Raw genomic sequence first — 18,565 nt, 5'->3', positions numbered from 1 at the left:
CTCACAAGGTGACCTGGACTGCTGATTCCGGCAGCAGTTGGGCATACGAGCGGGGGACCGGGGCGCCGGCACGCGTGGACTCGTTGAAGGCGCTCAGGACAAAGCCGGTGGCCAGTCCCTGCCAGAGCCGGAGCTTGCGGAGCATAAAGTGCCCGGCCCCGTTCAGGGTCACGTACTGCATGCTGGCTGCGGATCTGGAGGCCCGGCGGGCGAAAGCCAGCGACTGGGCGGCGCTGGTCCAGTGGTCCACGGTGCCGTGCACAATCAGCACTTTCCGGCCAGCCACCCCTGTGGCAGGCGTTTCCGGGCTGAGCCACGGCGCAAGGGCCACCACTGCCTCGACCTGGGGGTGGTCGGCGGCGCAGACGGCGGTCAGGCCGCCCATCGAGTGGCCCAGCAGGTAGATGGGCACGCCGGGATGTCTTTCGGTGATCTGCGCCAGCGCCCAGCGGGCATCACGCAGGGGTGACATGTCGGGTCCGTTCCAGCCCCGGACGCTGTTCCGCAGGGACCAGACGGCCAGGCCGCTGCGCCCGCCCGCACGGTGCAGCTGGCGGGCAAAGGGAATCATCCGGGCCGGGCTCAGATGGCGTGCCTCCACGGGCTCGCGGCTGCGGGACTTGCCGCCGTGCAGCACCAGCACCACGCCCTTGGTGGCACCGGATGCCGGCAGGACGGTGAGGACCGCCTGGTGGCTGTGGCCCGGTGTTCCCTGGGCGGCCTGCTGCCCACTGCTGTCAGTACTTCGGTTGGCCACGCTTGGTACCTCCCAGTCCCGGTCATCCATTTATCAACCCTAAGGTGCCGGAAGTAGAGTTCAACGCATGAGGTTTTTCTGCTGATGGGAGCCGGCCACTCCCACGCTTCACAAGGTCATTCGGAGCCAACCCCGGAAGCGATGGCCGCACGGCGCAAAGCCAACCGCATCCTCGCGGCCATCCTGATTCCCCTCACCCTGCTGACGCTCGCGGGGATGGCGATGCTCTGGCCCTCCGGCAGCAAGGAGGGCATCTCGCTGGCCAATCCGTACGCTGCGGCACCCGGTGTGACGTTTGATACCGGCACCATCCAGAGTGTGAGCGTCGAAAGCTGTATGCAGGGTTCTACGGCGGCGCCCGGGGAGGCCGGGCAGCAGGCGGGCCCGGACGCAGCCCAGGGGGCCAATCAAGGCTCCGACTGCACCTTCGCCTCGACCGAGCCGGACAAGGGCGGCAACCCGGTCAAGGTGGTCATCAACCCGGACGTTGCAGCCTCGCACGGCGTGAAACCCGGCGACCAGATCAGGTACCTGAACCTGTCCAACGCCCAGGGCGCCTCCGCCACGCAGACATCACCCGCCTACATCTTTGTGGACTTCGTCAGGACCCTTCCCATTGTGCTGCTGGCCCTGCTGTACGCGGCAGTGGTGATCGCTGTGGCCCGCTGGCGTGGCCTGCGTGCTCTGGTGGGACTGGTGGGCGCCTACTTTGTGCTGGCCGGCTTTATGCTGCCCGGCCTGGTGGAGGGCAAACCGCCGCTGCTCCTGGCGCTGGTGGGATCCACGGTGATCATGATCGGGGTCCTGTACTTTGCCCATGGTTTCTCGGCCCGGACGTCCACGGCGCTGTTGGGCACCATGTTCGGGCTGGGCATTACGGCGCTGCTGGCTGCCTGGGCCACCGACGCCGCCAACCTTGCCGGTGTTGGTAATCACGACGCCAGTACCCTTATCAACACCTCGGCCAACATCTCCATCTCCGGGGTGATCCTGTGCGGCCTCATCATCTCCGGGCTCGGCGTCCTCAACGACGTGACCATCACGCAGTCCTCGGCCGTGTGGGAGCTCTACGAGCTGGCCCCGGAGAGCAGCGCCCGGAAGCTCTTCACCTCCGCGATGCGGATTGGCCGGGACCACATCGCCTCCACGGTCTACACCATCGCCTTCGCCTATGCCGGCGCCGCCCTGCCCATCCTCATCATCGTGATGCTGTACGACCGGCCCCTGGGCGAGACCCTCACCAGCGCCGAACTGTCCGAGGAAGTCATCAGGACCCTCGTCGGATCCATCGGCCTGGTCCTGGCCATCCCCGTGACCACCCTGATCGCCGTCCTGGTGGTCAAGGCCACCAGCATCCGCCACGCCGGCGGTTCCGGCGCAAAAGCCGGCGTTTCGGCAGGCGCAACAGCGGCCAATGGAACGGCCGACGGCGGCGGAACGGACGGCGGAACTGCCGACGGCGGCGCAGCCAGGGACAGCCGGCGGCTGGATACCGGGAGCCTCGCCGCAGCCGCAACGGCAGCGGGGGACGAAGCGGCGGCCACCCGGCGGGGCCGGCGGGCAGACCGGGGCTGAGGCAGGCCCCGGGGCCGCTGGCCGCCCTGACCTTCCGGCACGATTTGCCCGGCTTTGCAACAATGGACAGGTGACTGTTGTAGCAACCCCGCCCGCTCCCAAGCTGGAACTCCCGCCCCTGAAGCTGGGACCCCTCACCGTGGACACGCCGGTGATCCTGGCGCCCATGGCCGGCATTACCAATTCCGCGTTCCGCCGCCTCTGCCGCGAGTACGGCGGCGGCATGTACGTGGCCGAAATGGTGACCTCCCGCGCCCTGGTGGAGCGGACCCCCGAATCGCTGCGCATCATCTCCCACGACGACGATGAAAAGGTCCGCTCGGTCCAGCTGTACGGCGTGGACCCCGTCACCGTGGGCGCAGCCGTCAGGATGCTGGTGGAAGAGGACCGCGCAGACCACATCGACCTGAACTTCGGCTGCCCGGTGCCCAAGGTCACCCGCCGCGGCGGCGGCTCGGCCCTGCCCTGGAAAACGGACCTGTTCACCTCGATCGTGCAGACCGCCGTCCGGGAAGCGGGCAAGGGCAACGTCCCGCTGACCATCAAGATGCGCAAAGGCATCGACGATGACCACCTGACGTACCTCGAGGCCGGCCGGATCGCCCGTGATTCCGGGGTGGCCGCCGTCGCCCTCCACGGCCGCACAGCCGCCCAGTTCTACTCCGGCCAGGCTGACTGGTCCGCCATCGCCCGCCTCCGTGAGGCCCTGCCGGACGTTCCCGTGCTGGGCAACGGCGACATCTGGTCCGCTGAGGATGCCGTCCGGATGGTCCGCGAGACCGGCGTCGACGGCGTGGTCATTGGCCGCGGCTGCCAGGGCCGGCCGTGGCTCTTCGGCGACCTGCAGGCCGCCTTCGAAGGCAAGGACATCCGGCACACGCCCAACCTGGGCCAGGTGGCGCAGGGCGTGTACCGGCATGCCGAACTGATGGTGGAGACCTTCGGCGACGAGGGCAAGGCCCTCCGCGAGATCCGCAAGCACATCGCCTGGTACTTCAAGGGGTATGTGGTGGGCGGCGAGCTCCGCACCCGGATGGCGCTGGTGAACAGCCTCGAGGAACTGCGCGCGGCCCTGGCCGAGCTCGACGCGGAGTCCCCGTATCCGGGCGGCGACGCCGAAGGCCCCCGCGGCCGGGCCGGCTCACCCAAAAAACCTGCTTTGCCTAAAGACTGGCTGGAATCCCGGGCCCTGAACGCCGACCAGTCCCGCGACATCTCCGCCGCAGAACTGGACGTTTCCGGTGGCTGAAACCCGCACTGCTGCGCCGGTCCTTCCCGGCTACAACGCGGACGACTCCGCGCGCTGGGTGGAGGAACCCCCCAAAACCACCTACCGGTCCGACTTTGAACGCGACCGGGCCCGGGTGCTGCACTCCTCCGCCCTGCGGCGGCTGGGCGCCAAAACCCAGGTGGTGGCACCGGACACGGACGACTTCGTCCGGACCCGGCTGACGCACAGCCTCGAAGTGGCGCAGGTGGGCCGGGAACTGGGCCGCACCCTGGGCTGCGACCCGGACGTGGTGGACACCGCCTGCCTCAGCCACGACCTGGGCCATCCGCCCTTCGGCCACAACGGCGAATCGGCGCTCAACGAGGTGGCGCATGCAATCGGCGGGTTTGAAGGCAATGCCCAGACGCTGCGGCTGCTGACCCGCCTGGAACCGAAAGTGCTGACGGTGGACGGACAGCCTGCCGGGCTGAACCTCACCCGGGCCAGCCTTGACGCCGCCTCAAAGTACCCGTGGTCGGCCCTGGAAGCCCCGGTGATCCACGGCCAGCGGACCAGCAAGTTCGGCGCCTACGAGGACGACCTGCCCATCTTCACCTGGCTGCGGCAAGGCGCCCCGGAACGCCGGTCCTGCCTCGAAGCCCAGGTCATGGACCTGGCCGACGACATGTCCTACTCCGTCCACGACGTGGAGGACGCGATTGTGGCCGGGCACTTCCAGCTGGGCTGGATGAAAAACCCGGACCACCGGGCCCGGGTGGTGGGCTATGCCAAGCAGTGGTACCTGCCGCACAACGATCCGGCCGCCATCGACGCTGCCCTGGCCCGGCTCGAAGCCACCGACGTGTGGGTCCGGGAGGCCGACGGCAGCCGGAAAGCCATGGCGGCCCTGAAAAACATGACCAGCCAGCTGATCGGCCGGTTCTGCCAGAGCGCTTTGGAAGCCACCCGTGCGGTTTACGGCCCCGAAAACCTCACCCGGTACAACGCCGAGTTGATGGTCCCGGACGAAACAGTGATGGAAATCGCCGTGATGAAGGGCCTGGCCACCACCTTCGTGATGACCACCGACCACCGGCAGCCCATCTACGAACGCCAGCGCGAGGTGCTGCACGCCCTGGTCACCGCCCTCAGCGCCACCGGCGACAGGCACCTGGAGCCCATGTTCGCCGCGGACTGGCGCGACGCGGCCGACGACGGTGCCCGGCTCCGGGTGGTCATCGACCAGGTGGCGTCCTTGACTGACGGCTCGGCCCTGGCCATGTATGAGCGCCTGGTGGGGAGCCTGCCGTCGCTGTGGTGAGGCCGGTTACCCCCGGCCCGGCACTGTCAGTGGCCCGGACTAGGATGGCATTGTGGCCGGCCTGATCAAACGCGAAGACATTGACGAAGTACGCGAACGCACGGACATCAAGGAAGTGGTGGACGGCTACGTCACCCTCAAGGGCGCCGGGCTGGGAACGTTCAAGGGACTGTGTCCCTTCCACGACGAAAGGTCCCCGTCGTTTACGGTCCGTCCGCAAGTGGGCCGCTACCACTGCTTCGGCTGCGGCGAGGACGGCGACGTCATCGCCTTCGTCCAGAAACAGGACCACAGCTCCTTCCACGAGGCGGTGGAGAAGCTGGCCGCCAGGATCGGCTACGAACTGCGGTACGAGGACGGCGGCAGCGGGCCCAGCCGGGAGGAAGTGGGCCGCCGGCAGCGGCTCCTGGACGCCCACAAAATCGCCGACGAATTTTTCCGCGCCCAGCTCCTGACGCCCGGCGCCGCCGAGGGCCGGAACTTCCTGTTTGGGCGCGGCTTCGATCGGGCCGCCGCCGAGCACTTTGGCGTGGGTTACGCACCCCAGGGCTGGGACGCGCTGCTGAAACACCTCCGTGGCCGCGGTTTCACGGACGCCGAACTGAAGCTGACCGGCATGTTTTCGGAAGGCAACCGGGGCATCTACGACCGCTTCCGGGGCCGGCTGGTCTGGCCCATCAAGGACATCGCCGGGGACACCATCGGCTTCGGCGCGCGCAAACTCTACGAGGACGACCAAGGCCCCAAGTACCTCAACACCCCCGAAACCACGCTGTACAAGAAGTCCCAGGTCCTTTACGGCATCGACCTCGCCAAACGCAGCATCGCCAAGGACCGGCAGTTGGTGGTGGTGGAAGGCTACACGGACGTGATGGCCTGCCACCTCGCAGGAATCACGACGGCGGTGGCCACCTGCGGCACCGCGTTCGGCACCGAGCACATCAAGGTTTCCCGCCGGCTGCTTTCGGACGACGGCACCGGCGGCGAAGTGGTCTTCTGCTTCGACGGCGACGCCGCCGGGCAGAAAGCTGCCCTGCGCGCCTTCGAGGAGGACCAGCGGTTCACCGCGCAGACCTATGTGGCGGTGGAACCCACCGGGGCGGATCCGTGCGACCTGCGCCAGACCCGCGGCGACGCGGCCGTCAGGGACCTGATCAGCAGCCGCCGGCCGCTGTTCGAATTCGCCATCCGCGCCTCCCTGAAGCGCCACAACCTGGACACCGTGGAAGGCCGCGTCGCCGCGCTGCGCGAAGCGGCACCGGTGGTGGGCCAGATCCGCGACGGCGGCATCAGGCCCGGCTACGCCCGTGAACTGGCAGGCTGGCTGGGCATGTCCGTCGAAGAGGTCAACCGGGCCGTGGCGGTTGCCATAAAACGCGCCCCGGCGGGCATGCAGGGCGGGGCAGGGCCTGTGGCGGCTCAACAGGGCGGCCAGGCTGCCGCAAGGCCCGCGGAAGCCGGCGGGCCCGGTGTTGCTGCCGGTCCGGCGTCGGGCGCTGTCCCGTCCTACCACCGGCCTGACCCGCGGGACCCTGTGGCGTCCATGGAGCGCCAGGCGCTCGAAGTGGCCCTTCAGGAGCCGGCCGTGCTGGCGGGGGAGGTGTGGGACCGTTTTACGGCCGCCCGCTTCGCCACCCCCGCGTTCCAGGCCGTGCATGACGCCATGCGCGCCACGGGGCACGGCCTGACCGCCGAGCCTGTGCGGTGGGTGGAGCATGTGATGCACGAGGTGCCGGAGCCGTTGCGCCCGCTGGTGTCCGAACTTGCGGTGGTGCCGTTGCCGGCCAGCACGGAGGAAGCGGTGCAGAAATACTGCCGGGACATCCTTTCGCGCCTGTTCGAGCTGCAGATCACCCGGGTCAAGGCGGACAAGATGGGGCAGTTGCAGCGGCTGGACCCTGCCGCGGACCCGGAGGCCTACCAGCGGCTCAACCGGGAACTGATGATGCTGGAAATGGAACGCAGGGCGCTGCGCGCGGAGACCTGAGTTCCAGGCACGCAGCGGCCGGCCGCGGCGCCGATTTCGTTTCCCGGCCCGGAGTTTGCTAGGCTATTACCTGCTTCATTCCTCCTTAGCTCAATTGGCAGAGCATTCGACTGTTAATCGAAGGGTTGCTGGTTCAAGTCCAGCAGGAGGAGCGCACAATCCCCGTTCCGGGTTCCCGGGACGGGGATTTTTGTTTTCCCGGGGTGCCGGAATTCCGCGGGATTCCGCCGATTTCCATTGCCTGTGATCCTTTGCTAATGTCATACCTGCTTCATTCCTCCTTAGCTCAATTGGCAGAGCATTCGACTGTTAATCGAAGGGTTGCTGGTTCAAGTCCAGCAGGAGGAGCAAACCGGAAAATCCCCGTCCCGCCGCTGGCAGGACGGGGATTTTTTGTTCCCTAGGCAAAGTCCATTTCAACCTGGAGGAAGCGCTCAGCTTCAACAACCGCGGCCAGGAAGGCTTCCTGTTCGGTGGGGGAGGTGCGCGGCTGGCGCGGGTTCCATTCGTGGGGCGCTGAATGGACGCGGACGAAGCCGGCATCGGCGGGCGCGTAGAAGATCCCGAAGCGCTGCACGGGCCATTCAGGGGACGTTTCCGGGGCTACCAGCAGCGCGGCGTTGAAGGCCGGATTGAACCACTGGGCGATGGGCCGCCGCCGGTCCCCGTTGAACAGGCCTGCAGCGTACAGGGCAGCGGACTGCCGGCCTGTCTGGGCGCACAGCCGGTCCCACCACAGTGGCAGTATCTGGTTATCGCACCGTTGCCATGTGGCCGGTAGTGGCGGCTGGTCCTGCCGTTTGGGCACGGGCCCATTTTATCGCGGATCAGCCGATTATCGGCGGCCGTTGTGGTTTCCGGTGCGTCATCGCCGCTTGCGGGGTCCGGGATTAACCCGGTAGAGCACTGCGGAGCCCACCAGCGCGCCCAGCACGATGCCAACGGCCGGGCTGCCCAGCATCCGGCCGGCAAAATAGCCGGCGACGGCGCCCAGCACCGCGCCGAGGAAAAGGCCCCTGCCGTTGCGGTGCGGACGGCCGCGGGTCATGCCGGACTCCCGGGCTCTGCGGGGCGTGCGGGTGTCACTGGATGGCCGGAACGGTGCGGGGCCGGACCACCAGCCACAGGGACGCGATGGAGAGCAGGATGCAGGCGGCCTGCACCGCCCCCATCGGGGTGGCGCTCTCGATCCCCAGCCAGCCCACCACAGGTGAAATCAGCCCGGCGGCCATAAACGTCGCGGCACCCAGCAGGGACGCCGCCGTGCCGGCCTGGGCTGCGTGGTTGGCCAGCGCCAGGACCTGGACGCACGGGAACATAAAGCCGGTGCCCAGGATGTAGAACCACAGCGGCACCAGGACCCCCCAGAGTCCGAAGCCCAGCTGGTCGAACACCACAATCAGCACAGCCATCAGGAACATCCAGGCCGTGGCGCAGGCCAGGATCCACTGCGGGGGCACCCGGCGGATCAAACGGGAGCTGGTCTGCACGCCGGCCACAATCCCCAGCGAGTTGATGCCAAACAGGAGCCCGTACTCCTGTGGGGAAAACCCAAACACGTCCTGGAACAGGAACGGCGAGGCAGAAAGGTACGTGAACAGGCCACCGAAGTTCATCCCTGCAACGATGAGCAGGCCCACAAAGATCCGGTCGCTGAACAGCACCCGGTACCGCTGCCGCATGGTCAGGCCGCTTTGGCCCCGCTTTTCGGGTGGAAGCGTCTCGCGGACCAGGAACAGGGCCGCGATGATCACCAAGGTGCCGTAGGAGGCGAGGAACACAAAGATTCCCGGCCACGGCATCACCAGCAGCAGCTGCGAGCCGATGACGGGTGCCAGGATCGGGGCAAGGCCGTTGACCAGCGCCATCCGGGAGAACATCCGCACCATGGCGTACCCCGAGAACAGGTCCCGCACCATTGCCATGGCCACCACGCCGCCGCCGGCGGCACCGATGCCCATCAGGACACGGAAGATACCCAGCGTGGTGATGTCCGTTGACAGCGCTGCGCCGAGGGACGCCATGATGTGAAGGGCAGTGGCCAGGATCAGCGGCGCCCGGCGGCCAAACCTGTCACTGATGGGTCCTACCACCAGCTGCCCCAGGGCAAAGCCCACCGTGGTGCCCGCCAGGGTCAGTTGCACCTGGGCTTCCGTGACTCCAAGGCTCGCCTCCAGCGCCGGGAACGCAGGCAGGTACAGGTCGATGGTGAACGGGCCCAAGGCCGTCAGGGCGCCGAGGAGAAGGATGTACAGGAGTTTCCGGCGCCGGCTCAGCAGGTCGCCCGGATTGGCGGAAGTGGTCACGGACAACAATCCTAGGCCCGCCGGCGTACCTTTTTTCAGCGTTGTAGTCCGCGCCGCTCCGGCAAGCCCCGAAGTTCGCCCTGAACCTGAATGATAGTTTTGGTGGCGGGGAAGGTGCACGTGCACCATCCCGCAGCGCAGGGAAGCAATATTGACCCCCAGATTTTTAGTAAGGCGGAACCGATGAGTGGACGTCACAGCGGGCGGACCAGCCCGGGATTGCGCTTCACCGCGCTGCCGGGGACGCTGAAGCTCCTTTCCCGGCTGGCGCCCCGCCAGCTGAACGACGAAATCGCATTCGCCAAGGTGGAGCTCAAACGCAAGGGGATCCAGCTGGGCGTCGCCGCTGCGTTCTTCGGCGTGGCCCTGGTGTTCGTGCTGATGCTGGTGGTTGCCCTGATCGTGGCAGCGATCATGGGGCTGGCCACCATCATGCCGGCGTGGCTTGCCGCGCTGGCCGTGGCCGGTGTGTTCCTGCTGATTGCCCTGATCGGCGGCCTGATCGGACTCAGGAAACTCAAGCAGGCAATGCCGCTGGTGCCGGAGGAAACCATCCGCGGCATCCGCCATGACCTCGGCGTCGCCAAGGAAGGTTCCGCCTTCAACCCGGCAATCCTGGACCCCAACAGCCCCGAAGCCAAGGCAGCGAAGGCCGCCAAGGAAGAGGCCGCGGCAAAGGCCAAGGCCGAAAAGGAAGCCAAGGAGGCGGAGCACCGGAAGGAATTCCCACACGCCTCCGAACCCGAACTGGCCCGCCGCCTGGGCCAGCGCCGCCACCACCTGGCCGAGGTCCGCGACGACCTCGGCACCCAGCTGGACGTCCGGACCCAGTCCCGGTACCTGTTGGGTGTGGCGCAGGACAAGGCCCGCGAGGGACAGGCCGCAGCCGCGCACGGGGCGGACGTGGCCGGCCGGAAGCTGGCCGGTTTCTCCGAATCGACTGACTTGCCCAACCGGTGGAAGCCGCTGGCAGCCCTGGCCGCCGCAGGCGCCGCCCTGGTGGTCCTGATCCGGAAACTCATCCGCACCTACTAGCCCCCGCAGCACGCAGCGGCCGCCGGATCACAGCACAACAAGAAAACCGCATGACGCGGAACAAGGGAAGGGGACCTGGTGAAGTTTATTGGCGCCGGTTCCAGCCCAGACCGCCCCCAGGTGGACCACGACCTCATCTTCACCATTCCCAACCTGCTCACCGTCATCCGGTTCATGGGTGTCCCGCTGTTCATCTGGCTGGTGCTGGCCCGGCAGGAGTACGGTGCCGGGGTAGTGGTCCTGGCGGTGATGGCCGGCACCGACTGGGTTGATGGCTATGTGGCCCGCCGCTTCGACCAGGCTTCCAGACTGGGCCGGGTCATGGACCCCATCGCCGACCGCCTGGCGCTGATCGCCGTCGCGGTCACCCTGGTGATCGCCGGTGTTGTGCATTGGCTGTACCTGGCCGCACTGGTGGTTCCGGACGCCGTGCTCCTGGTCCTTACGCTGTTCTTCTTTCGCGGCCACCCGGACCTGCCGGTCAGTTCCGTCGGGAAGATCCGCACCGGCCTGCTCCTGCTGGGCACGCCCATGCTGCTCCTGTCCCGGCTGGATACCGGATCCTCCGCCGCTTTGTTTACCGCGGCCTGGATTGTGCTCATCCTGGGCCTGATCGGCCACTGGATTGCCGCCTACAACTATTTCTGGGCCATCCTGCGTAAAGGCCGGCTGCATGCCGCTACCGACGGCGGGAACGCCTGATGGTGTGGCTTGCCGTCATCCTGGCGGTCCTGGGCGCCTTCTGCCTGGCGCTGGGCGCCCAGCGCCAGGGGAGCGCCGTCAAGGCCGATACCGGCGGCCTTGCCTTGAGCTCGAACAGTTTCCTGCGCCTGCTGCGGAACCCGCGCTGGGTTTTCGGGCTGGTCCTGCTGGCGGTGGGCATGGGCATGAACGCCGTGGCGCTGGTGTCTGCACCCCTGACGGTGGTCCAGCCCATCGGGGCCATTGCCCTGGTCATCACCACCATCGTCAATGCCAGGGACCAGGATCTCACCATCAACCGGGCCACGGTGGTGGCCATCAGCGCCTGCGTGGCAGGCTCCGCCCTGTTTGTTCTCCTGGCGGTCAACGTCACCCAGGAAAACCACCACGTGAGCGTGGACAACGAGCTGACCATCGTGCTGCTGCTGGCGCTGGCCGTGGGGCTGTTCGGCACCCTCGCCGTCCTGTTCCGGCACCGGCTGAACGCATTCGTCTACATCCTGGGCGCCGGCGTGCTTTTTGGTTTTGTCGCCGTCCTTACCCGCATCATCGGCAAGCACCTCCTCGACCCGAACGGGCAGTTCCTGCTGAACGTCCAGTGGTACACCGTGGTGGCCATCATCGCTGCCGGCGGACTGGGGTCCTGGTTTGTGCAGAGTGCCTACTCGGCAGGACCGCCGGACCTGGTGATTGCAGGGCTGACGGTCATCGACCCGATCGTGGGCATCGCGATCGGCATTGTGATCCTCGGCGAACTGCGCCCGGATGTGCACGCCGTCATGGCGATTGCCATGGGAACCGCCGCTTCCCTTGCTATCGTTGGGGTGATTGCCCTTTCGCGGCACCATCCCGAGGTCACCAAGCGCAGGAAGGACGCGCGGAAGGCCGCGGGCCGGCCGCCGTCGTGAACCGCACCAGCGTGAACCAAACCAGCCCAGCAGTCGAGTAAGCCCAGCAGTCCAGTAAGCCCACGAGGCCCGGCGCCACCCCTGCCGGCAGCCAACCGTGCTGTCAGCCTCCGCTGTCCGCACCGTGACCATCAGGAGAAGTCCCCATGACCACGCCCGCAGACCAGCAGAAGCTGACAATTCTTATTGCCGCCGAAACCTACCCGCCCAATGTCAACGGCGCCGCCCAGTTCGGTTACCGCCTGGCAAAGGGGATGACCGGGCGAGGCCACAACGTGCACGTGCTGGCCGGCCGCCCGGAGAGCGGGAAGAGCTACACCGAATTCCGGTCCGAGGCCACCGTGCACCGGCTGCGCTCCCACCGGGCCTTCACCCACGAATCGTTCCGGATCTGCCTGCCGTGGGAGATCAAAAAGGAGATCAGCCTCCTCTTCGACCGGGTGCAGCCGGATGTGGTGCACATCCAGAGCCACTACATGATCGGCGAGCACGTCCTGTACGAGGCCGTAAAACGCGGCATCCGGATCATTGCCACCAACCACTTCATGCCGGAAAACCTCAACCCGTTCCTGCCGTTCCCGCAGTGGTTCAAGGACATTGTGGGCAAGGTGTCCTGGCGGGACATGGGCAAAGTGATGGGCCAGGCGGACGTGATCACCACCCCCACCCCGCTGGCAGCCAAAGCCATGCACGAACACGCCTTCCTGGGCAAGGTCCTGCCGCTGTCCAACGGGATCGATTCGGCCGCCTACGAACTGCAGCCCGGGGAGCAGCTGGAGCCGCACCCGCATCCCACGGTCATGTTTGCCGGCCGGCTGGCGGAGGAGAAGCACGTTGATGTGTTGATCCGGGCCATTGGCAAGACGCCTCCGGAACTGAACGTTCACCTGGAGATCGTGGGCGGTGGCGAGGTGCGTCCTGCCCTCGAAGCGCTGGTCCAAAAGCTGGGCCTTGGCAGCCGGGTGAAGTTCCTGGGCCTTGCCACCGACGAGGACCTGCGGAAGGCCTACATCCTGGCGGACCTGTTCTGCATGCCGGGCACCGCCGAGCTGCAGTCCCTGGTGACCCTGGAAGCCATGTCGGCGTCCACGCCCGTGGTCCTCGCGGACGCCATGGCCCTGCCGCACCTGGTCCGGGACGGCGCCAACGGTTACCTCTTCATCCCCAACGACAGCGATGACCTGGCCAAGAAGATCACCCAGATCCTCGAACTGCCGGCTGACCAGCGGGCCGCCATGGGCCAGGCGAGCCGCAGGATGGTGGAACCGCACAGCATCGAAGGGACGCTGCAGACTTTCGAGGACCTCTACCGGGGAGCCTGCTACGAGGACAAGGTGGTCTGAACGCTTTCGCAGGTTTGCTAGAGTGTTTTTGCCCTCCGGTCCACCGGCAGGCGCCCACCCGGCGCCGGGCATCACGGGGCTATAGCTCAGCTGGTTAGAGCGCGGGACTCATAATCCTAAGGTCCTCGGTTCAAGTCCGAGTAGCCCTACCGCTCAAGTAATGCCCGGTTCCCGACACCTGTCGGCGGACCGGGCATTTTTTCGCTTTCCAGAGCCGGCGTTAGGGTCAGTGCCCTGCGCCCCCGCCGGATCAGTTCGCATCGTCGCTGAGCCTATGCCCAATGGCTCCACAGGGTGAGTCAACTGCGGAAGGGTGGCCGCGGTGCTTGGCTATTCAGCCTTCGTGCGGTAAGTTACTGACCAGTAACATCTGCTTTTTCGGGCGATCCCCGGTCAACGACGATTCCGCTGTGAGGTAACCATGTCCGCCACCCCTGCAGGCCTTAATACCCTTCCGTACGCCGACGGCGACTTCTTCGCGTTCGAGCAGCTCCTCACGCAGAAGGAGCAGGACCGGCTGGCTGAGATCAGGGACTTCCTGGCCCGCGAAGTAAAGCCCATCGCCGTTGACTGCTGGAACCGCGGCGAGTTCCCCATGGACCTGATTCCCAAGCTCGCGGAAATCGACCTGATCAGCCCCGTCCGGCGGCAAGGCCACTCGAACCTCTTCGCGGGGCTGGTTCACGCCGAACTGACCCGCGCCGACGCCTCCATCGCCACCTTCCTCGGCGTCCACGATGGCCTGTTTACCGGCTCCATCGAAGCCCTTGCCTCGCAGGAACAAAAGGATGCCTGGCTGCCGGACATCTACGCCATGAAGAAGATCGGCGCGTTTGGCCTGACCGAGCCGCTGGGCGGAAGCGACGTGGCCGGCGGGACCCGCACCACAGCCCGCCGCGACGGCGATTCCTGGATCCTCAACGGTGAAAAACGCTGGATCGGCAACGCCACCTTCTCGGACTGGGTGGTCATCTACGCCCGGGACCTGGACGACAACAAGGTCAAGGGCTTCCTGGTGGACACCAGCCTGCCGGGCTACTCGGCCACAAAGATCGAGAACAAGATCTCCCTGCGCACCGTCCAGAATGCCGACATCACCCTGACCAACGTGGTGGTGCCCGACTTCTTCAAGCTGGCGCACGCCAACAGCTTCCGCGACGTCAACAAAGTCCTCAAGGTCACCCGCCTCGGCGTTGCGTGGCAGGCAGTAGGCCAGCAGCTGGCAGCGTTCGACGTGGCCCGGAGTTATGCCGTGGAGCGCCAGCAGTTCGGCAGGCCGCTGGCATCCTTCCAGCTGGTCCAGAGCCAGCTGGTCAGCATCCTGGGCAACGCCGTCAGTTCCATGGGCATGATGGTCCGGCTGTCCCAGCTGGAGGACGCGGGTCAGGCCAAGGATGAGCAGTCGGCCCTGGCCAAGGCCTTCACCACCGAACGGATGCGGGACAGTGTGGCAATCGGCAGGAACATCCTGGGCGGCAACGGGATCGTCACCGACTACGGTATGGCCAAGATCTTCGCGGACGCCGAAGCCATCTACTCCTATGAGGGAACACACGAGATCAACACCCTGGTGACCGGCCGTGCCGTTACCGGGATCTCAGCGATCGTCTGACCGGGGCCCACTCCGCTGTCCCTCTTTAGCGATCCGTGCCTCACGGCGGTTCGCCGCTTAGCGGCAGCAGGACGGATGGGCGCAGGTCCATCACAAACTCCAGCGGGTCCAGGTAGGCGCCTCCCTGCCGGACGCCCCAATGCAGGCAGGGAACGGAGCCGCAGTGCCCGCCCGCGGCGGTCCCCGCCAGCTGCCCCACCACCTGTCCGGCGGTCACGGCCGTGCCCGTCGGAAGGGTGCTGAGTACCGGTTCGAAACTGCTCCGCAGTCCGTTTCCGTGGTCGATGGTCAGCACCGGCCGGTCAACCACCACCCCGGCGAAGGACACGGTGCCGGCGGCAGGCGAGGCGACCGGGGCGCCGTCGAACGCTGCGACCAGGTCCACCCCGCGGTGCCCGCTGAGCCACGGTTGGGGCGGCGGTGCGAACGGACGCAGCACCTGCGGACGGGGGGAGAGCGGCCACTGCCAGCCGGCCCGCGGCGTATCCGCCGGCACCGTGGTTCCGGCCACCAGTACCAGTGCCGCCAGGAGCAGTAAGCTCTTCATCAACCCAGCATCCACCTGCCGGGGACGCCCCGGAAGCTGCCGGCCTGGCCATGTGGAAAACGTCCTGCCGGGCCGCTCCCGGTGTCCAGCGGAAGCGGGCGGCTGTAGTACACTTGACGGAGCAGTTTGCTGCGCCCTCAACGCCTCCCGTCCCGGTGGTCCACCCCAGCGGTGTACACCCCTGTCCGGGGCGCGTCGGCACATCTCATTCAGGAGTGTGGGGGAGCGGTGGCTGACTACGCGCATCCAGCCCTCCTGCGGGAAAGCTCCGGCTTTCCCTGGGAGGATCGCGCCTCCTGCGGTCAGGACCTTACCGGTCCTGATGGGAAGCGTGATGGATGCCAGGAGCACGGCCCAACCCGGGTCACGCTAAACCAACCGTCAACAATTGGCAGGGTAAGAGAGCCATGGGCTCTCTCATGAATGACCTGCCGGAAGGAGCGTCGGCATGCCCGTCGTAACTATGCGCCAGCTGCTTGACAGCGGCGTCCACTTTGGACACCAGACCCGCCGTTGGAACCCGAAGATGAAGCGTTTCATCTTCACGGAGCGCAACGGTATCTACATCATTGACCTGCAGCAGTCGCTGTCCTACATCGACCGTGCCTACGAGTTCGTGAAGGCCACCGTTGCACACGGCGGTACCGTACTCTTCGTCGGCACCAAGAAGCAGGCGCAGGAATCCATCGCCGAGCAGGCAACCCGCGTGGGCCAGCCCTACGTGAACCAGCGTTGGCTCGGCGGTATGCTGACCAACTTCCAGACGGTCTCCAAGCGCATCCAGCGCATGAAGGAACTCGAAGAGATCGACTTCGACGACGTCGCCGGTTCCGCGTACACCAAGAAGGAACTGCTGCTCCTTCGCCGTGAACTGACCAAGCTGGAAACCAACCTCGGTGGTATCCGCAACCTGACCAAGGCACCCTCCGTGCTCTGGATCGTGGACACCAAGAAGGAACACCTCGCCGTTGACGAGGCCAAGAAGCTGAACATCCCGGTTGTGGCCATCCTGGACACCAACTGCGATCCGGACGAAGTCGACTTCCCGATCCCGGGTAACGACGACGCCATCCGCTCCGTCAACCTGCTGACCCGCGTTGTTGCCGACGCCGTTGCTGAGGGCCTGATCGCCCGCAACCAGCGTGCAACCGGTACCACGGAAGCTCCGGAAGAGCCGCTGGCCGAGTGGGAGCGCGAGCTCCTCGAAGGCAACAAGGCCGAGGAAGCCGCAGCTGCTGCTCCCGCCGCCGAAGAAGCTCCGGCTGCAGCCGCTGCAGAGGAAGCCCCGGCTGCTGCCGAGGCTCCCGCCGCCGAGGCTCCTGCCGAAGAAGCCAAGTAACACAAGTAAATCCGGACTCTCCGCGCTGCGTGCAGCCGGAGCCACTGACAGGATGGCCGCCCACGGTGTGGGCTGCCATCCTGTCAGTCCGTACACCACATCAAATTTCTAGACAGAGGGGTTCACATGGCGAACTACACTGCCGCGGACATCAAAGCCCTGCGTGAGCGCACCGGCGCCGGCATGATGGATGTCAAGAAGGCTCTTGACGAAGCCAACGGTGACGCCGAGAAGGCCATCGAAATCATCCGCATCAAGGGCCTCAAGGGTGCCACGAAGCGCGAAGGCCGTTCCACCGCTGAAGGCCTGGTTGCTGCCAAGGTCAGCAACGGCGTCGGCATCATGATCGAAGTCAACTGCGAAACCGACTTCGTGGCCAAGGCCGACAAGTTCATCCAGCTCGCCGACCAGGTCCTGGCTGTTGCTGTCGAGTCCGGCGCTGCCGATCTCGAAACCCTGCTGGCCACCGAAGTTGACGGCAAGCCGCTGTCCGAGGTTGTCGTCGAAGAGGGCGCCATCCTGGGTGAAAAGGTTGTTGTCCGCCGGATCTCCCGCATCGAAGGCGGCACGGTTGACGCCTACCTGCACAAGACCTCCAAGGACCTTCCGGCCCAGGTCGGCGTGCTGTTCGCTGTTGACGGTGCAGGCGAAGCCGCCGCCACCGCCGCCCACGACGTTGCCGTGCACATCGCCGCGATGGCCCCGAACTACCTCACCCGCGAGGACGTTCCGGCCGACCTGGTTGACTCCGAGCGCCGCATCGCCGAGGAGACCGCCAAGGCCGAAGGCAAGCCCGAAGCCGCCCTCACCAAGATTGTTGAAGGCCGCGTAACGGGCTTCTTCAAGGGTGAGGTCCTGGTTGACCAGTCCTTCGCCAAGGACGCCAAGAAGTCAGTGGCACAGGTCCTCGAAGAGGCCGGTGTCAAGGGAACCGCGTTCGCGCGCTTCCGCGTCGGCTCCTAGCCGATCCTGCCAAGGGGCGGCCACTTCGGTGGCTGCCCCTTTTGCATGCAACCGGCCGTTACCGGGCATCGGCCCCGGCAGGATAACCTTTTTTCAGACTCATCAACGGGAAGGCATCATGGAAGCCGTCAACAGTGTAATCCAACCGGAAAAAAACAAGCGGCGGGTCCTCCTGAAGCTCTCGGGTGAGGTCTTCGGCGGCGGAAAGCTCGGTGTTGACCCCGAGACCGTCCGCGACGTCGCCAAGCAGATCGCCGCAGCCGTGCCGGACGTTGAAGTGGCCATCGTGGTGGGTGGCGGCAACTTTTTCCGCGGGGCAGAGCTGTCCCAGAGCGGCATGGACCGTTCCCGCGCCGACTACATGGGCATGCTGGGAACCGTGATGAACTGCCTGGCCCTGCAGGACTTCCTGGAACAGGCCGGCGTTGAAACCCGCGTCCAGAGCGCCATCACCATGGGCCAGGTCGCAGAGGCCTACATTCCGCGCCGCGCCATCCGCCACATGGAAAAGGGCCGCGTTGTCATCTTCGGCGCCGGCGCCGGCCTGCCGTACTTCTCCACCGACACCGTGGCCGCCCAGCGCGCCCTCGAAGTCCACGCAGACGTGGTCCTGATGGCCAAGAGCGGCGTGGACGCCGTGTACACGGCGGACCCCAAGAAGGACCCCACCGCCGAGCGGCTGGAGACGCTCAGCTACGACGACGCGCTGCGCCGCGACATCCGCGTGATGGACCAGACCGCCATGACCATGTGCAAGGACAACGACCTCTCCATGGTTGTGTTCGGCATGGAAGGCGAAGGCAACGTCACCCGCGCCATCAAGGGCGAAAAGCTGGGCACCCTGGTCTCCGCCTAGCTGCGGCTAGGATGATTTCAGGACCCTTCCGTTCCCCGCCCTGCAGGCGGGGCCGGAACCAGCAACAGAAGAACCACGTGTGTGCAGGAAACCGGCGCCCCGGA

Annotated in this window: 17 protein-coding genes and 3 tRNA genes; 15 read left to right on the top strand and 5 right to left on the bottom strand. The window is 66.4% G+C overall.

Annotated elements, in window-relative coordinates; all coding sequences use genetic code 11:
* Window position 1 precedes the first annotated feature (1 nt).
* Window positions 2-787: an alpha/beta hydrolase gene (locus QRN07_RS09375; RefSeq protein ID WP_082178276.1), complete on the bottom strand. Its 786-nt coding sequence runs from the start codon at window positions 785-787 to the stop codon at window positions 2-4.
* Between the two features lie 111 nt (window positions 788-898).
* Between QRN07_RS09375 and QRN07_RS09370 the strand changes: the two genes are divergently transcribed.
* The 6 genes from QRN07_RS09370 (at window position 899) to QRN07_RS09345 (ending at window position 7,198) form a co-directional block, all read left to right on the top strand.
* Window positions 899-2,332, top strand: coding sequence for a YibE/F family protein (locus QRN07_RS09370; RefSeq protein ID WP_285240916.1), 1,434 nt, complete (start codon window positions 899-901; stop codon window positions 2,330-2,332).
* A gap of 70 nt (window positions 2,333-2,402) precedes the next feature.
* Window positions 2,403-3,581 (top strand): tRNA dihydrouridine synthase DusB, encoded by a 1,179-nt coding sequence (gene dusB / locus QRN07_RS09365; RefSeq protein WP_285240915.1) that lies wholly within the window; start codon window positions 2,403-2,405, stop codon window positions 3,579-3,581.
* Entirely contained in the window at window positions 3,574-4,863 is a 1,290-nt protein-coding gene (locus QRN07_RS09360) for a deoxyguanosinetriphosphate triphosphohydrolase (protein ID WP_285240914.1), read from the top strand. The genes dusB and QRN07_RS09360 overlap by 8 nt, the downstream gene beginning before the upstream one ends.
* Window positions 4,864-4,915: 52 nt before the next feature.
* Window positions 4,916-6,850, top strand: coding sequence for a DNA primase (gene dnaG / locus QRN07_RS09355; RefSeq protein WP_050685448.1), 1,935 nt, complete (start codon window positions 4,916-4,918; stop codon window positions 6,848-6,850).
* Between the two features lie 79 nt (window positions 6,851-6,929).
* Window positions 6,930-7,002, top strand: a tRNA-Asn gene (locus tag QRN07_RS09350).
* A gap of 123 nt (window positions 7,003-7,125) precedes the next feature.
* A tRNA-Asn gene (locus tag QRN07_RS09345) sits at window positions 7,126-7,198 on the top strand.
* Window positions 7,199-7,250: 52 nt separating this feature from the next.
* Here the strand turns inward: QRN07_RS09345 and QRN07_RS09340 are convergent.
* From QRN07_RS09340 to QRN07_RS09330, 3 genes are read right to left on the bottom strand one after another with little or no spacing between them, the layout of a single operon-like run.
* Window positions 7,251-7,658, bottom strand: a complete 408-nt coding sequence (locus QRN07_RS09340; protein WP_050685449.1) for a hypothetical protein — start codon at window positions 7,656-7,658, stop codon at window positions 7,251-7,253.
* Between the two features lie 57 nt (window positions 7,659-7,715).
* Complete coding sequence (locus tag QRN07_RS09335) at window positions 7,716-7,898, bottom strand: hypothetical protein (protein ID WP_050685450.1); 183 nt, start codon at window positions 7,896-7,898, stop codon at window positions 7,716-7,718.
* 34 nt (window positions 7,899-7,932) lie between these two features.
* Window positions 7,933-9,156, bottom strand: a complete 1,224-nt coding sequence (locus QRN07_RS09330) for a multidrug effflux MFS transporter (protein ID WP_502934788.1) — start codon at window positions 9,154-9,156, stop codon at window positions 7,933-7,935.
* Between the two features lie 183 nt (window positions 9,157-9,339).
* Between QRN07_RS09330 and QRN07_RS09325 the strand changes: the two genes are divergently transcribed.
* The 6 genes from QRN07_RS09325 to QRN07_RS09300 all read left to right on the top strand — a co-directional run bounded on the left by QRN07_RS09325 (window position 9,340) and on the right by QRN07_RS09300 (window position 14,756).
* Complete coding sequence (locus tag QRN07_RS09325) at window positions 9,340-10,191, top strand: phage holin family protein (RefSeq protein WP_050685452.1); 852 nt, start codon at window positions 9,340-9,342, stop codon at window positions 10,189-10,191.
* Window positions 10,192-10,269: 78 nt separating this feature from the next.
* Window positions 10,270-10,893 (top strand): CDP-alcohol phosphatidyltransferase family protein, encoded by a 624-nt coding sequence (locus QRN07_RS09320; protein WP_056598986.1) that lies wholly within the window; start codon window positions 10,270-10,272, stop codon window positions 10,891-10,893.
* Window positions 10,893-11,801, top strand: coding sequence for a DMT family transporter (locus QRN07_RS09315; RefSeq protein ID WP_050685454.1), 909 nt, complete (start codon window positions 10,893-10,895; stop codon window positions 11,799-11,801). The genes QRN07_RS09320 and QRN07_RS09315 overlap by 1 nt, the downstream gene beginning before the upstream one ends.
* A gap of 146 nt (window positions 11,802-11,947) precedes the next feature.
* On the top strand, window positions 11,948-13,144 hold the full coding sequence (locus QRN07_RS09310; RefSeq protein ID WP_285240912.1) for a glycosyltransferase: 1,197 nt from the start codon (window positions 11,948-11,950) through the stop codon (window positions 13,142-13,144).
* Between the two features lie 75 nt (window positions 13,145-13,219).
* Window positions 13,220-13,293: transfer RNA gene (locus QRN07_RS09305), tRNA-Ile, on the top strand.
* Between the two features lie 272 nt (window positions 13,294-13,565).
* Complete coding sequence (locus tag QRN07_RS09300; RefSeq protein WP_050685456.1) at window positions 13,566-14,756, top strand: acyl-CoA dehydrogenase family protein; 1,191 nt, start codon at window positions 13,566-13,568, stop codon at window positions 14,754-14,756.
* Window positions 14,757-14,796: 40 nt separating this feature from the next.
* On the opposite strand, the gene QRN07_RS09295 is transcribed toward QRN07_RS09300, so the two are convergent.
* Window positions 14,797-15,303, bottom strand: a complete 507-nt coding sequence (locus QRN07_RS09295) for a M23 family metallopeptidase (protein ID WP_050685457.1) — start codon at window positions 15,301-15,303, stop codon at window positions 14,797-14,799.
* A gap of 448 nt (window positions 15,304-15,751) precedes the next feature.
* Here QRN07_RS09295 and rpsB point away from each other — a divergent pair, with 448 nt between their 5' ends.
* The 3 genes from rpsB to pyrH all read left to right on the top strand — a co-directional run bounded on the left by rpsB (window position 15,752) and on the right by pyrH (window position 18,461).
* Window positions 15,752-16,642, top strand: coding sequence for a 30S ribosomal protein S2 (rpsB, locus tag QRN07_RS09290; protein ID WP_056598980.1), 891 nt, complete (start codon window positions 15,752-15,754; stop codon window positions 16,640-16,642).
* Window positions 16,643-16,768: 126 nt separating this feature from the next.
* Window positions 16,769-17,605 carry a translation elongation factor Ts gene (tsf, locus tag QRN07_RS09285; protein WP_050685459.1) on the top strand — a complete coding sequence of 279 codons (837 nt, stop codon included), beginning with the start codon at window positions 16,769-16,771 and terminating at the stop codon, window positions 17,603-17,605.
* A gap of 118 nt (window positions 17,606-17,723) precedes the next feature.
* The gene (gene pyrH / locus QRN07_RS09280; protein WP_050685460.1) at window positions 17,724-18,461 is read left to right on the top strand and encodes a UMP kinase; all 738 of its coding nucleotides are present in this window, start codon (window positions 17,724-17,726) and stop codon (window positions 18,459-18,461) included.
* Window positions 18,462-18,565 lie beyond the last annotated feature (104 nt).

This window comes from Pseudarthrobacter sp. MEB009, from assembly GCF_030208875.1.
In the GTDB taxonomy this organism is placed as follows: domain Bacteria; phylum Actinomycetota; class Actinomycetes; order Actinomycetales; family Micrococcaceae; genus Arthrobacter.
This window is presented reverse-complemented; position numbering and strand designations above follow the sequence as displayed.

Excerpts from the sequence above, each read along its gene's own strand:
- QRN07_RS09375 (WP_082178276.1), bottom strand. The coding sequence starts at position 787 with ATGGATGACCGGGACTGGGAGGTACCAAGCGTGGCCAACCGAAGTACT.
- QRN07_RS09370 (WP_285240916.1), top strand. The coding sequence starts at position 899 with ATGGCCGCACGGCGCAAAGCCAACCGCATCCTCGCGGCCATCCTGATT.
- QRN07_RS09335 (WP_050685450.1), bottom strand. The coding sequence starts at position 7,898 with ATGACCCGCGGCCGTCCGCACCGCAACGGCAGGGGCCTTTTCCTCGGC.
- QRN07_RS09325 (WP_050685452.1), top strand. The coding sequence starts at position 9,340 with ATGAGTGGACGTCACAGCGGGCGGACCAGCCCGGGATTGCGCTTCACC.
- QRN07_RS09315 (WP_050685454.1), top strand. The coding sequence starts at position 10,893 with ATGGTGTGGCTTGCCGTCATCCTGGCGGTCCTGGGCGCCTTCTGCCTG.
- QRN07_RS09310 (WP_285240912.1), top strand. The coding sequence starts at position 11,948 with ATGACCACGCCCGCAGACCAGCAGAAGCTGACAATTCTTATTGCCGCC.
- QRN07_RS09300 (WP_050685456.1), top strand. The coding sequence starts at position 13,566 with ATGTCCGCCACCCCTGCAGGCCTTAATACCCTTCCGTACGCCGACGGC.
- QRN07_RS09295 (WP_050685457.1), bottom strand. The coding sequence starts at position 15,303 with ATGAAGAGCTTACTGCTCCTGGCGGCACTGGTACTGGTGGCCGGAACC.
- rpsB (WP_056598980.1), top strand. The coding sequence starts at position 15,752 with ATGCCCGTCGTAACTATGCGCCAGCTGCTTGACAGCGGCGTCCACTTT.
- tsf (WP_050685459.1), top strand. The coding sequence starts at position 16,769 with ATGGCGAACTACACTGCCGCGGACATCAAAGCCCTGCGTGAGCGCACC.
- pyrH (WP_050685460.1), top strand. The coding sequence starts at position 17,724 with ATGGAAGCCGTCAACAGTGTAATCCAACCGGAAAAAAACAAGCGGCGG.